The following is a 13,866-nucleotide window of genomic DNA, read 5'->3' on the forward strand; positions in this document are numbered from 1 at the left end:
CCCCCCGCCGCTACACCACCGAGGCGGCGTTGGCTGGGGCTACCTTCACCACCGATTCGCTGCGGGCAATGCCATACACCACCAGGCCGAAGCCGATTTTGTTGATGGCATCAGCAATGTTATAGAGCAAGTCCAAGTCGTGCGGCCGCAGAATATTGGCTCCATCCGGCCCGAGCCAGCCGCCGGGCATGGCCATGTACCCGATGGGGTAAATAGCCCAGCCCACCAGAATAAACCACGCCAGTGCCCGTACACCTTTCTGTACCGATACCGAGTTGGACGCCGCGGCCAGCTGCGCCACTTCGCCCATCCAGGCCGCGTACAGAATATACACATAGCCCAGCGTAGACAAGGAGCCCCACAGCACCGAGTGGCGCATCGACCCATCGGTAAAGGCCTCGCCGATATAGCCGAACACCAGCATGATGAAGGCCGCCAGAATCAGTTTCCAGAGCAGGGAGGCCTTGGCCCCGGCCGCCCGCACCAACAGGTAAAATTCCACTACCATCAGCGGCACGGTTAGGGTCCAGTCGATGTAGCGGAGGGCAATGGGGGTTTCGTGGGTGGTCACGTAGTAGTCGCGCATGTAGTAATAATGCACGGCTGCAATGCCCGTAATCAGGCCCGAAACCAGGAGGGAGGTTTTCCATTTGTCGGCCACCGTACTCCGCTCAAACAGGAAGAATACGGAGGCTGCCGCCATGGCCATGTACCCCGTGAAGAACGTAAAGGCTACTGGGTCGTCAACCGGAATGCGCATGACGTCGAGTATTATCGTTTGCATGAGATAAGTGGTTGATGGTGAGAGAAGAAACTATACTGCATTAAGAGAGTAATATGTTCGAATGTTTAAACTTTGATGACAAAAGATTAAACAAAATAATTATCCAGTATCGAGGGCAGCCCTTGCTGTATTCTTCGCACATCAACCGGCTAACCTGGTGCAAAAGGAAGCGGGGTCGGAACCAGGCAGCAGACTGGTTCCGACCCCGCGGAGGAGGAGAAATAGTTCGACTACCGCAGCCGGTAACCCCTGAGCGAGTAATACAATAGATAGGCGTAGCACAGGGCTGGCAGTACAAAGGCTACCCGCAGGCCCCCGGCGTAGGTGGAAACAGCTCCCATCAGGAAAGGAATAAGGGCCCCGCCCACAATGGCCATAATCAGGTAAGAAGAGCCCTGCTTGGTAAGCGGCCCCAGCCCTTTGATAGCCAGGGGGAAGATAACGGGCCACATAATGGAGTTGCACAGGCCGCAGAGTACCACCAGCCACAAGGCCGCTTCGCCGCGCACCAGCACTGCGGCCACCACGCTCAACAGCGCCACGGCGCACACCAGCACCAGGGCCAGCCGGGCATTGATGCGGCTAAGCAGCGGAATGCCTACCACCCGCCCAATCAGGGAGCCAAACCAATACGATGATACCAGTACCGCGCCAACGGCCTTAGTGAAGCCCGCCGTGGTATCAATAGGGGCTGGCGCCTGTCCGAACAGGGCTGCGCCCCAGTTGGTAGCCACACTCAGGCTGCGTACCAGGGCCTGAGTAAAGTCCGACAGCTGCTGAATATTCTGGGTTTCTCCGAAGCGGATCAGATAATCGCCCAACCCAACCTCTACGCCCACATACAGGAAAATAGCCACTACGCCCAGCACCAGGTGCGGGTACTGCAGGGCCGAGCGCCGGGCGGGTAGGGCCGTGTCGGCAGCGGCCGTTTCTTCGTCGGTGAAGGTTTCCAGCTCCGGCAGTTTCAGCAGGGCAAACACGCCCGCCAACACGGCCAGAAACATGGCCAGGCCAATGTACGGACCCTTTACCAGGGCGGCTTCCTCGCCCAGGCGCTGGGCCACGGGCATGGCCGCCAGCCGGGCCTTCAGCACTTCGGAGCCGCCAAATAGTAGCATACCGCCCAGCAGGGGAGAAAGAGTGCCGCCAAAGTTGTTGGCTACGCCTACCAGGCTCACCCGCGACGCTGCCCCACTGGCCGGGCCCAGCACCGATACGTAGGGGTTGGCCGCCACCTGCAGCAGAGTAATACCGGCCCCCAGAATGGCCAGGCCCAGCAGAAATACCCCAAATACCCGGGAGTTGGCCGCCGGAATGAACACCAGCGCCCCCACGGCCATAATCAGCAGCCCCACTACAATGCCGCGCTGGTAGCCCAGCCGTTTCAGCAGCACCCCGGCCGGCAACGACATTAGGAAATAGGCCCCGAAAAACGCCACCGATACCGTGGATGACTGAAAATCAGTGAGCTGGCACACATCCTTCAGGTAGGGCATGAGCACCCCATTGAAGTTGGTAACGGCCCCAAATAGGAAAAACAGGCTGGTCATGGCCGCCATGGGCAGCGCGTAGCTACGCGCGGCGGTGCCAACGGTGGCCGAGCCGGAAGAAGTAGAAGGAATAGCCATGCAAAGGCGGAAATAAATAGAAAGAAGAAGCCGGCCCGAAAGGCCGGCTAAGCAATGCTACGGAGTTTTTCTGAATAACATCTGCCTAGGTGGGTGGCAGCGCTAGCGCCCAACCCTGCGCCCGCAAGTGCCCGGTGCAGCGGGGGCAGAAACCAGTTTCCTGGTCGGTGGGGTTGCCGCCTTCCGCGTCGCGCATGAAGCAGGTCGGCTCCGGGCAGTGCGGCAGGCCCTGCGTATGGCCAATTTCGTGCAGTACTACTTTATAAAACTGTGTACTCAGATTGTGGTGTCGCAGCCGAAAGCTGGATACCATGGCCGCCCGGCCCGGCTGGTAGCCCAGCCCCAGCACGCCCCAGTCGGGGTGGCCGTTTTTGGTGGTGCTGATGTCGTGGCGGGTCAGGCCGATAACCAACGTGTCGGGTTGGTAGTGCCGGGTCAGGTAGCGTAGCAGGGAGTCGGCGCGGTACCGGTGACGGGGTGGGTAGTACGCGGCTGAGGGCAGCGGCCGAACTGGCGCTACCACTACCGGTACGGCCGCGCGCCGGAGCTAGTGCCGCACCGAATCGGTGAGTGCCCGGGGCATCCCCCGAAACGGCTGGAGCACCAGCACCGGTGGGTGTGGGGTGAGCCACTGGCAGCCGGCAATGGCTGAGGCGAACAAGAGAACCAGGTATGCCGTGCGCAATGCCATAAAACTAACCTATGAGTTTGGGCTCTGCACCGGTCGTTCTACAAAATAAAATAGGTCCCGTTTCAAATCATTGGCCATTTTCTGCATGCCACGACGGGTTTTGAAATATGGCAAACCAACCAAGAATGCTCCCTGAAACAGGAACGCAAGCAACAACATTATTACATTTAAAAAAGTCATCTTCCCGGTCTGTGAGACAAAGACGGTCAGGACAAAAAGTATGAATGCAGAATATAAGAGAGCCGGTGCTACTACATGTAAAGACGCTCCGTTTAACTCTCCTTCTACTCGCACTCCGGCTGGATCCGGTAACAGTGTTGCCCGAAATGAAGGTGCGAAAGCCCAGTTTTCTTCCGCTCGGGGCTTCATTTGGACGGTATCAGTATTTATTATTCCGGTGTAAGGCGCAACCTCAGGCGAAAAAATGCGGCCCAAACGCCCAAACGGGTTGATGTGAGGCGGTGCAACGTGCGGCTGGAGCCGTTGTATAAATTGGTCTTTGTCAATAGAGAAATGCAGAACGAGAGGGGTAATCAATCGAATCTTACGGAACAGCCCTTGCATGTAAGGATAGGGTATGGTTATCGGGTAAAGAAGGGGTAAATATAGCAGCCGGAGCCGCCGTCACCCCGTACCTTTGCGCTTCTTTTCGCTCATCTTGCCCCGTACCATGCCCCAGTCCAGCCGCCGCTCCGCTCCGTTTTACATGACTGCCACCACCCAGTTCGGGCTGGAAGAAGTACTGGCCGAGGAGCTGCGCCAGCTCGGGGCCAAAATTGAGAAAGTGGGCCAGCGCGCCATTGAGTTCGTGGGCGACACCCAGCTGCTCTACGAAGCCTGCCTCTGGTGCCGCACGGCCATGCGCATCCTGCGGCCCTTCGCCGGCTTCTACGCCCGCGACGAAAAAGCCCTCTACCGCGAAGTCGGCCGCATCGACTGGAGCCGCTACATCCGGCCCGATCAGACGTTTGCCATTACGGCCGTGGTCAACAAGTCCACCTTCGACCACTCCCTGTTCGTGGCCCAGCTCACCAAGGATGCCATTGTGGACCAGTTCCGCAACCGCACCGGCTCGCGCCCCAGCGTGGACGTGAAGAACCCCGACATCCGGCTGCACCTGCACATGATTGAGAACGACGTGGTGCTCAGCCTTGATGCCTCCGGCGAATCCCTGCACAAGCGCGGCTACCGCCAGCAAACCAACGTGGCCCCGCTCAACGAGGCTCTTGCCGCCGGCCTGCTGCTGCTGGCGGGCTGGGACGGCAAAAAGACGCTCATCGACCCCATGTGCGGCTCGGGCACGCTGCTCACTGAGGCCGCCCTCATTGCCCAGCGCATTGCCCCCGGCCTCTACCACCAGGGTAAGTTCGGGTTCGAGAACTGGGCCGACTTCGACGCCGCCCTCTGGGAATCGGTGCAGCTGGATGCCCGCCAGGCCCGCATCGAGGAGCCCCAGGCCTACCTGGCCGGCTCCGACCTCTCGCGCGAGTTCATTGAGCTGGCCCGCGAAAACGTGGCCGCCGCCGACCTGGAGGACTACATCCGCTTCGGGGTGCGCGACGTGAAAGAGGCCAAGGCCCCGGCCCGCGAGGAGCCCGGCATCGTCATCATGAACCCGCCCTACGGGGAGCGAATCGGGGAGGAGGCCGAAATGGATGCCCTCTACAAAACCATTGGCGACACGCTCAAATCGGGCTTCCAGGGCTACGACGCCTACATTTTCACCGGCAACCTGGAGGCCGCCAAGCGCATCGGCCTGAAAGCCAGCCGCCGCATCCCGCTCTACAACGGCCCCATTGACTGCCGCCTGCTGAAATACGAGCTGTACCAGGGCACCCGGAAAGCAAAGTAGCGCGCAGCTCCGCTTCGCGCACGAGCGGAGCGAGTAACGGGCGTCTGGCTCTCTCGCGTAGGAACTCGCTTCGCTCGTGCGCGAAGCGGAGCTGCGCGCTACTGCTTATCTTCCGGTCCCCAATTTCCCCGAAGATGAAAAAGACGCTCCACACGCTGCTGCTGGCCGCCGCACTGCCATTGACCGCCGCGGCCCAATCCATCACCCGCCTGAACCCCACCAACTGGTGGGTGGGCATGAAGCACAACACCGTGCAGGTACTGGTGTACGGCCCCCAGGCCGGCACGCTCACCTACACCGTGAACTATCCCGGCGTGAAGCTGGTGAAAACCAATACCGTCGAGAACCCCAACTACGCCTTCCTTGACCTGGTAATTACGCCCACGGCCAAACCCGGGCAGGTGGCGCTAGTGGGCAAAAAGGGCGCGAAAACCGTGACCCAGAACTGGGAGTTGAAGGCCCGCGACAACGCCGTGAAGGCCCAGGGCGTCACGCAGGCCGACTTCATCTACCTGGCCATGCCCGACCGGTTTGCCAACGGCGACCCCTCGAACGACAAGTTTGCCGACATGGCCGACCCCAGCTCGGACCGCACGAACCCCTTCCTGCGCCACGGCGGCGACCTGCAGGGGGCCAGTCAGCACCTCGATTACCTCAAGGAGCTGGGCGTGACGGCCGTGTGGTTTACGCCCGTCATCGAAAACAATCAAACCCTCACCGACGAAGGCGGCGCGAAACGCTCGGCCTACCACGGCTACGGCTTCACCGACCACTACACCGTGGACAAGCGCCTGGGCGGTAACGCAGCCTACAAGGCCTTCGTGCAGAAAGCCCACGGTATGGGCCTGAAAGTGGTGCAGGATGCCGTGTACAACCACATCGGCAACAACCATTGGTTTATCCAGGACTTGCCCATGAAAAGCTGGCTGCACCAGTGGCCCACGTACACCAATACCAGTTACCGCCAGCAGCCCATTACCGACCCCCACGCCGCCCAGATTGACCGCAAGGTGACCCTCGACGGCTGGTTCGTGCCCTTTCTGCCCGACCTCAACCAGCAGAACCCCTACGTGGCCAACTTCCTGATCCAGCATGCCCTCTGGACGGTGGAGAACTTCGGGGTGGATGCCTGGCGCATCGACACCTATATGTACAACGACCAGCCCTTCATGAACCGCTGCAACGCGGCGCTGCTGGCCGAGTACCCCAAGATTCACATTTTCGGGGAGTCGTCGGTGACCAGCATTGTGGACCAGGCCTATTACGTGCGCAACAAGATTGACTTCCCCTTCAAGTCCAACCAGCCCGGCGGCCTTGATTTCGTGCTGGAAAATGCCATGCTGGCCGGCCTGAAGGAAGTGGGCACTCCCGGCGCCACCGGCTGGGACAATGGCGCCCAGCGCGTGTACCAGGCCCTGGCCCAGGACGCCGTGTACCAGGACCCCACCAAGCTCGTGACCTTCATCGACAACCATGACCACAACCGCTTCCTTTCGGAAGTAGGCGAGGACGTGGCCAAGTACAAGATGGGCCTGACCTGGCTACTGACTACCCGCGGCATCCCCAGCATGTACTACGGCACGGAAATCCTGATGAAGAACTTCAAGGACCCCTCCGACGCCGAAGTGCGCCGCGACTTCCCCGGCGGCTTTCCAGGCGACCAGCAGAACAAGTTCACGGCCGCCGGCCGCACCGAGGCCGAAAACGACGCCTTCCGCTTCGTGAGCACCCTGGCCAACTACCGCAAAACGCACCCGGTACTCAGCTCCGGCCAGCTGATGCAATACCTGCCCGAAAACGGCCAGTACGTGTACTTCCGCTACGCCGACGCCGGCACCGTCATGGTGGCCTCCAACACCACCGACAAAGCCGCCAGCCTGCCTACCGCCCGCTTCTCCGAGCGCATGGCCGGCTTCACCAAAGCCCGCAACGTCCTCACCGGCGAAACCATTTCCGACCTCAAAACCCTGCAACTCCCCGCCAAAACGGCCGTGGTGCTGGAGCTGATGAAGTAGGAAGCCGGATTTAAGTCAAAAGGAAAAGATAGAAAGTCAGAGCCCCGTTTGTCATCCTGAGCGCAGCGCAGGACCTTACTACGGCAGTACGAGTCGTTATTACGATTGTCGTTCTACTGTCAAAAGGTCCTTCGCTGCGCTCAGGATGACAAACGGGGCTCTGACTTTCTATCTTTTCCTTTTGACTTAAATCAATTACCCCGCGTACTGCTGGCAGGTCTCGGCGCAGGCGCGGCAGGCGGCGGCGCACTGCTGGCAGTGGGGGTGGTTGTGCTTGGCGCATTCGTTGGCGCATTTCGTGCATACCTCGATGCACTCTTTGATGAGGTGCTTGGCGTGCTCGGAGCCGCGGGCCACGAGGCGGGCCACCAGGGCGCAGATGTCGGCGCAGTCCCGGTCGAGGCGGATGCAGTCGGTCATGTGCTGCACGTGCTCTTCGCCCAGGCAGGCAGTAGCGCAGTACTCACAGGCGGCTACGCAGCGGTTGAGGGCATCGAGCACGGCCTGGTTCTGAGTGGCGGAGGCGGGGGAGTTCGTCATGGAGGAAAAAAGGATGAAGGAAAGAGGAATGCCAGGTTGTACGTAGCTGGCCGGAGCCATGGGCGTGCACGATTCGGGCTGGCTGGGTGCACCATTTTCGCCCGGGCAGGGTTAACTTCCTGCTTTTACCCCGCCCGCTTTAGCCGTATCTTTACCCCATGTTATTTGCCGCCGAACCACTCGCTCCCACGCTCGAATCAGCCCGTAAAGTCCTTAAGCAGTACTACGGCTACGATTCCTTCCGGCCCATGCAAGAAGACATCATCCGCAACGTGCTGAGCGGGCAGGATACGGTGGTGCTCATGCCCACGGGCGGGGGTAAATCGGTGTGTTTTCAGGTGCCGGCCGTGGTGCAGGAAGGCGTGTGCGTGGTGGTGTCGCCCCTCATTGCTTTGATGAAGGACCAGGTGGAGGCCCTGAAGGCCAACGGCATTTCGGCCGCCTACATCAACAGCAGCGTGGGCCAGAGCGAGCAGAACAACATTGCCGCCGACTGCCTCAACGGCTACCTCAAGCTGCTGTACGTAAGCCCCGAAAAGCTGCTCTCCGAGGGCTTTCTGACGTTTTTGCGGCGGCTGCGTATCAGCATGTTCGCCATTGATGAGGCCCACTGTATTTCCAGCTGGGGCCATGATTTCCGGCCCGAATACACCCAGCTGCGGGTGTTGCGCGAGCAGTTTCCGCAGGTGCCCATTATTGCCCTCACCGCCACCGCCGACCGCCTCACCCAGCGCGACATCCAGACCCAGCTGCGCCTGAACAATCCGCGCGTCTTCCTTTCCTCGTTCGATAGGCCCAACCTCAACCTGATTGTGCGGCCGGGCCAGGACCGCGTGGGCGGCATTCTGGAGTTTCTGGAGCGCCACCCCGGCGAGTCGGGCATCATTTACTGCCTCTCGCGCAAGCAGTGCGAAACCCTGGCCCAGAAAATTCAGGTCAAGGGCGTAAAGGCCGGGTTCTACCACGCCGGCATGACGCCTAACCAGCGCGCCGCCGTGCAGGAAGGTTTCCTGAAGGATGATCTGCAGGTGATTGTGGCCACCATTGCCTTCGGCATGGGCATCGACAAGAGCAATGTGCGCTGGGTGATTCACTACAATCTGCCCAAGAACATCGAGGGGTACTACCAGGAAATCGGGCGGGCCGGCCGCGACGGGGCTCCTGGCACGGCTGTGCTGTTCTACAGCTTTGCCGACGTGATGAGCCTGCGCGACATGCTCACCAAGGAAAACCCCAACCTCACCCAGCTCAACCTCACCAAGCTGGAGCGCATGCAGCAGTTTGCCGAGGCCGCTGGCTGCCGCCGCAAAATCCTGCTTAACTACTTCGGCGAAACCCTGCCCCAGGACTGCGGCAACTGTGACATCTGCCGCAACCCACCCACCACCTTCGACGGTACCGAGCTGGCCCAGAAGGCTCTTTCAGCGGTAGTGCGGGGGCGGGAGCGGCTCAGCATCAGCCTGCTGATTGATGTGCTGCGGGGCATGCGTAACCAAGCCGTGCTCAGCCAGGGCCTCGACCAGATTAAAACCTACGGCGCGGGCCGCGACCTGCCGTACCTGGATTGGTACAGCTACGTGCACCAGATGCTGAATGATGGGCTGCTCTACATTGCGTACGAGGAAGGCTACGCGCTGAAAATGACGAGTTTAGGCCGGGAGGTGCTGCAGGGCCAGCGTCCGGTATCCATGAAAAAATTCCAGCCCGCCGAAAAAGCCGAGAAGCCTGCCAAAGGCCGCAAAGCCGCCGCGGCCAAAGCCGCCGCCACCACGCCCGAAGCGGGCTTGTTCGAGGCTCTGCGTGCCCTGCGCAAGCGCATTGCCGACGAGCAGGGCGTGCCGCCCTACGTTATCTTCACGGATACCACCCTGCAGGAAATGGCCGTAGAGCGCCCCGTCAACCGTAATGCCATGCTGGCCATTTCGGGGGTGGGCATGAAGAAGTTTGAGAACTACGGCGAGGCCTTCATCCGGGAAGTGCTGGCCCACGGCGGCAACCCCGCGGCCCTGGCCGACCTGGACGAGGACGATGTGCCAACGGATCTGGGCTTCGATGCGGCGGCCCCGGCCCGGGCCCCGCGCAAACGGGCCGCCAAGGCCGCCCCCGAGCCGGCCGGCGAAACCACGGGCACCCTGGAAACCACGTTTCAGCTGCACCGCATGGGCCTGAGCGTGGAAGCCATTGCCGAGCGCCGCGACCTGGCCGTATCCACGGTGCAAACTCACCTGACCACCGGCTACGCCAAAGGCCTGGCCCTGCGCCTGGAAGAATTCCTGAAGCCCCAGGAGCTGGCCGAAATCCAGACGGCCCAGGCCCAGCTCGGCGGCAGCCCCATGCTCCGCGACCTGTTCGACCACCTGCGGGAGCAGTACGATTACTTCCGGTTGCGGCTGGCACTGCTGTATTTCAAGCGGCTGCGGGGTGAGTAGACTGCGCCGGTCTGGCTGGATGCCCCGTCGGGCCGCGGGAGTCAGCCGCTCAGGCCAGGGTCTTCAGGTATCCTTACCCCTAGAACTGTGCCTGTCCTAAAATTTTAGTAAAAATTTCGGCTAATTGAATTAGTATTCGCGTAAACGGGTTCGTATCTTCGTGAGCCGGTACTTGCTTGCCGTCGCAGCCCTATTCCCCGGCTCCCCTGCGTTATGATTAACACCAACCTTAAATTCTGGCGGCGCGAGCTGAGCCTCACGCAGGCCCAGATGGCCGAAAAACTTGGCATCAAACGCTCCCTCGTGGGGGCGTACGAAGAAGGCCGGGCCGAACCCAAGCTAACCACGCTGGTAAATATGGCCCGCCTGTTCGGTATTACCCTGGATGCGCTGGTAACCACCGACTTCACTAAAAAGAAGAATGCCAAAGCCGCCGCGCAGCTACAGGCCCAAACGGCTCAGGCTGCCACCGAGCAGAGCAACCGCGGCAACGGCCTGCGTATTCTGGCCCTGACCGTAGACCGGGACCAGAACGAAAATATTGAGCTGGTGCCCCAGAAAGCCGCCGCCGGCTACCTCAACGGCTACGCCGACCCCGAGTACCTGGAGGAGCTGCCCAAGTTCCGGCTGCCCATGCTGGGCAACACCGGCACCTACCGCGCCTTCGAAATTGCCGGCGACTCGATGCTGCCCATTGCCAGCGGAACCGTTATTGTGGGCCGCTACGTGGATGATTGGCTGAGCATTAAGGATGGGACGCCCTGCATTGTAGTGTCGGGCAAGGAGGGCATTGTATTCAAGCGTGTGTTCAACCGCCTGAAGGATGCCGCCCGCCTCACGCTGCACTCCGACAACACGCTGTACTCGCCCTATGAGATTGAGGTGGAGGATGTGGTGGAAATCTGGGAGGCCAAAGCCTACATCAGCAGCACTTTCCCCATTGCCGACCTTTCGCTGAACCGGCTGGCCAGCATTGTGCTGGATTTGCAACAGCAGGTCTCAACAATGAAAAAGGTTTAAGCATCAGCGGCTCTCTGCTATACATAACGCCTCCCACCGTGGAGGCGTTTTTTTTTTGACCTAGTACAGAGAGGAAGTTATTGGGGCAGTGCCTGAGTTAACCGCGGGTGTGCCGCTTGCGTACAGCGGGGTATTCCATCAACCAGACTCCCGATGCTTAAGCTAATCCCCTCCACCGACCGTCATCATGCCGCACCCGTGGCCTGGCTCAATAGTTACTTTCTGTTCAGCTTTGCCGATTACTATGATCCGCAAAACGTTCATTTCGGGCCTTTGCGGGTGTTTAATGATGATACGGTGCAGGGTAACGCGGGCTTTCCTCAACACCCGCATTCCGAAATGGAAATAGTAACCCTGGTGCTGGATGGCGAGCTGACCCACGAGGACACCATGGGCAACAAGCGCACCATCACCAAAGGCGAAGTGCAGCGAATGACGGCCGGCACCGGCCTGGCCCATTCTGAGCTGAACCAGACTGAGCAGCCAGTCCACCTCTACCAACTGTGGTTTCTGCCTAACCAAAAGAATCTGGCCCCGAGCTATGAGCAGAAAGACGTTGACTTTCTGGACACCAAAAATGAGTTGGTGCCCCTGGTTTCGGGGCAGAAGGTGCTGGAAGATGTGGTGTACATGAACTCCAACAGCACTGTGTACTGGTGCAACCTGCGGGAAGGCAAAACGGTGTCGTTTAAGACGTTTCCTATCCGCAATACCTTTCTGTACGTGAAGGAAGGCAAGCTCTATGTGAACGGAGTGGACATCGGGCCCAACGACCAGATTCGTTCCACCGATGAGCATGTACTGGAAATCCAGGCATCTGCCGATGCGCAGTTCATTCTGATAGACTTGCCCGGCAGCGAGGCGAATTATTAACCCTGTTCATGACCCAACACTTTCCTGATGAGTTGGTGCCCGCAAACGAGGCCATCCGCCTACGGACGCTGCACCTGTACCAGATTGCCAACACCGCACCCGAGAAAATCTTTGACGACTACGTGGCCTGGGCTGCTCAGCTGTTTGATACGCCTATTTCCCTGATTTCATTGGTTGACGAGGAATACGTGCACTTCAAGGCGGTAGCCGGGGCCGAGGGAGTGCCGGGTTTGCCGCGCACGGAAAGCATGTGCTCGGCCGCCATTCTGCTAGATACCCCTATCATTACCTCTGACTATAAGGCGGAGAGTTGCCGGCTTATCAAGCCCGACGTAGCGCAGGCGCTGGGGCTGAATTTCTATGCCGGCTCGGCTCTGCAGATGCCGCATGGGGAGCGAATTGGCATGATGGCCGTAATTGGGAGGGAGTATCGGACGCTGTCGGCGGCGGAGCAGGACGTGTTGGTGAAACTGGCTAATCTGGTAAGCCGCACCATAGAGCTGCGTTTTCAGTATTTGCATGCTGCTCGGGCAGAACAATGGGAAACAGCGCAGCAGGAACTTACGGCTACCCTAGATGATAATGCGGCCCTGACCCGCTACCTGGTCACGCGCAACAACGGCATCAACCTCGACGATAATGAAATACAGGATTTGGTGCTGCGTCGGTTGAGCGGGGTGGGTAAGGTGCTGGACCGGCGGATGCAGGAAACTCAGCGGGCAGCTTAAGAGCGTGATTGGGAATTTAGAACGAACGTCATGCGTCAACAAGTGGACGCGAGATGAAGCATGACAGAAACGACGCTTTTATACATTCTCAAAAATGCCAGTAATATCTTGGTAATTAACGATTTGTAGTAGTTGAGGAAGGTTTGAACACGCGCCGGAATGCCATGAGTGCCGCCGGGTGGTAAATGGTGCCGTGTGTTTCCTGCGGCATGGATTCGTAGTGCCACTGAATGGCCCGGTTATTAGCCGCTCTTAATGCTTGCACAAACGCGCCAGCATCGGTTACTATTTCGGGCTCGTTGCTGGAGGCAATGAACAGGGTTTTGGGCGCACCCTTGTACGTGTTCAGAAATGTAGGAGCCTGCTGTACAAGCTGCCGGTTGTTCCACCACAGGCTGGGGTCGAAAGCTAAATACGTGTTGAACAGGTCGGGTTCCAGCAGCAGGGTTTCCACCACAAACAGCCCGGCCAGCGACTCGCCTACCACGGCAGTTTCCTCCGTAGTGCGGTAGCGCCGCTTGATTTCGGGCATCAACTCCGTATGGATGAACCGACGAAACGCCGCCGAGCCACCCACACGTGGGGCTATTTTCTTATCCTTTTCATTGGTAGTTGGGCCGGTCATGTCGCGCCGACGCTCCGTGTTTTCGATACCCACCAGCAGGAAAGGCCGCATGGTACCATTGCCCACCGATACCTGCACCAGGCCCGCTACGTGCAGAAAGTCCTCGGCTAGGCCCCCATCCGGCATGTACAGCACCGGCACCCGCATATTAGCCGATTCCGCGTAGCCCGCCGGTAAGTACACGTTGATGCGCCGCGTTTCGCCCAGGGCTTTGGAGGCAATGGTAAACGTCTGGCCGATGCAGAGCGGTACGGCTTGCGTTTGGGCGTGAGCAGAATGAGGGTAGCCCAAGAGGTAACACAACATAGTGAGCCACCAAAAGGAGTTCAGCAAAAAAATGCGCATACGCTTAAGTTGGGGAAAATATAGGTCTACGTTGATACTGGTCTTCAAGCTTTACTCCGGCGAGTAAGGCTTAGCAAGAGAGCTATAATCGATGTAACCAGGGATATGCCCGTGATAAGCAATAAGGTAGATTGGTCGGGTTTACGCTCTCTCATTTGCTGATACCGGTAGCCGTTCAGGATGACGTATTCGCTTAACCAGTTTTTGTGGGCGGTGGTCTAAATCGTGGTTTTGCTATCTTGTGTGATGCTACAGACTACCCTTACCTGTGCTAAATGTGGGAGCACAGCCTTGCGCAAAAATGGGCATAGCCACGGCCACGCCAAGTATTTGTGC

General features: G+C 59.3%; 13 protein-coding genes. 7 read left to right on the forward strand and 6 right to left on the reverse strand.

All coding sequences use genetic code 11. The annotated features are described in order from the left end of the window. Positions 1–10: 10 nt before the first annotated feature. The 4 genes from EI290_RS21320 to EI290_RS21335 form a co-directional block, all read right to left on the reverse strand. Complete coding sequence (locus tag EI290_RS21320; RefSeq protein ID WP_125433674.1) at positions 11–784, reverse strand: bacteriorhodopsin-like; 774 nt, start codon at positions 782–784, stop codon at positions 11–13. 230 nt (positions 785–1,014) lie between these two features. Then, entirely contained in the window at positions 1,015–2,412 is a 1,398-nt protein-coding gene (locus tag EI290_RS21325; protein WP_125433675.1) for a sugar MFS transporter, read from the reverse strand. A gap of 85 nt (positions 2,413–2,497) precedes the next feature. Further along, positions 2,498–2,935, reverse strand: a complete 438-nt coding sequence (locus EI290_RS21330) for a Zn-dependent protease (RefSeq protein WP_125433676.1) — start codon at positions 2,933–2,935, stop codon at positions 2,498–2,500. Between the two features lie 177 nt (positions 2,936–3,112). Next, positions 3,113–3,667, reverse strand: coding sequence for a hypothetical protein (locus EI290_RS21335; RefSeq protein ID WP_125433677.1), 555 nt, complete (start codon positions 3,665–3,667; stop codon positions 3,113–3,115). A 106-nt stretch (positions 3,668–3,773) separates the two neighbouring features. On the opposite strand from EI290_RS21335, the gene EI290_RS21340 reads away from it, so the two are divergent. Both EI290_RS21340 and EI290_RS21345 read left to right on the forward strand, forming a co-directional pair. Further along, positions 3,774–4,955: a THUMP domain-containing class I SAM-dependent RNA methyltransferase gene (locus EI290_RS21340; protein ID WP_125433678.1), complete on the forward strand. Its 1,182-nt coding sequence runs from the start codon at positions 3,774–3,776 to the stop codon at positions 4,953–4,955. Between the two features lie 134 nt (positions 4,956–5,089). Then, positions 5,090–6,970, forward strand: coding sequence for a glycoside hydrolase family 13 protein (locus EI290_RS21345; protein WP_125433679.1), 1,881 nt, complete (start codon positions 5,090–5,092; stop codon positions 6,968–6,970). 195 nt (positions 6,971–7,165) lie between these two features. Here EI290_RS21345 and EI290_RS21350 read toward each other — a convergent pair whose 3' ends face one another. Further along, entirely contained in the window at positions 7,166–7,510 is a 345-nt protein-coding gene (locus EI290_RS21350) for a four-helix bundle copper-binding protein (RefSeq protein ID WP_125433680.1), read from the reverse strand. A 158-nt stretch (positions 7,511–7,668) separates the two neighbouring features. Here EI290_RS21350 and recQ point away from each other — a divergent pair, with 158 nt between their 5' ends. From recQ to EI290_RS21370, 4 genes are all read left to right on the forward strand, one after another. Beyond that, positions 7,669–9,939, forward strand: a complete 2,271-nt coding sequence (gene recQ / locus EI290_RS21355) for a DNA helicase RecQ (RefSeq protein ID WP_125433681.1) — start codon at positions 7,669–7,671, stop codon at positions 9,937–9,939. A gap of 213 nt (positions 9,940–10,152) precedes the next feature. Next, positions 10,153–10,959, forward strand: coding sequence for a LexA family transcriptional regulator (locus EI290_RS21360; RefSeq protein ID WP_125433682.1), 807 nt, complete (start codon positions 10,153–10,155; stop codon positions 10,957–10,959). A gap of 153 nt (positions 10,960–11,112) precedes the next feature. Beyond that, positions 11,113–11,832, forward strand: a complete 720-nt coding sequence (locus tag EI290_RS21365; protein ID WP_125433683.1) for a pirin family protein — start codon at positions 11,113–11,115, stop codon at positions 11,830–11,832. A gap of 8 nt (positions 11,833–11,840) precedes the next feature. Further along, positions 11,841–12,560, forward strand: coding sequence for a GAF domain-containing protein (locus EI290_RS21370; RefSeq protein WP_125433684.1), 720 nt, complete (start codon positions 11,841–11,843; stop codon positions 12,558–12,560). Between the two features lie 115 nt (positions 12,561–12,675). Here EI290_RS21370 and EI290_RS21375 read toward each other — a convergent pair whose 3' ends face one another. After that, complete coding sequence (locus EI290_RS21375; protein ID WP_125433686.1) at positions 12,676–13,491, reverse strand: alpha/beta hydrolase; 816 nt, start codon at positions 13,489–13,491, stop codon at positions 12,676–12,678. Positions 13,492–13,776: 285 nt separating this feature from the next. Between EI290_RS21375 and EI290_RS23110 the strand changes: the two genes are divergently transcribed. Then, positions 13,777–13,866: transposase-like zinc-binding domain-containing protein (locus tag EI290_RS23110; protein ID WP_449404933.1), on the forward strand; the 90-nt coding region annotated here is incomplete at its 3' end.

It is taken from the genome of Hymenobacter metallilatus (assembly GCF_003944705.1).
Taxonomy (GTDB): domain Bacteria; phylum Bacteroidota; class Bacteroidia; order Cytophagales; family Hymenobacteraceae; genus Hymenobacter; species Hymenobacter metallilatus.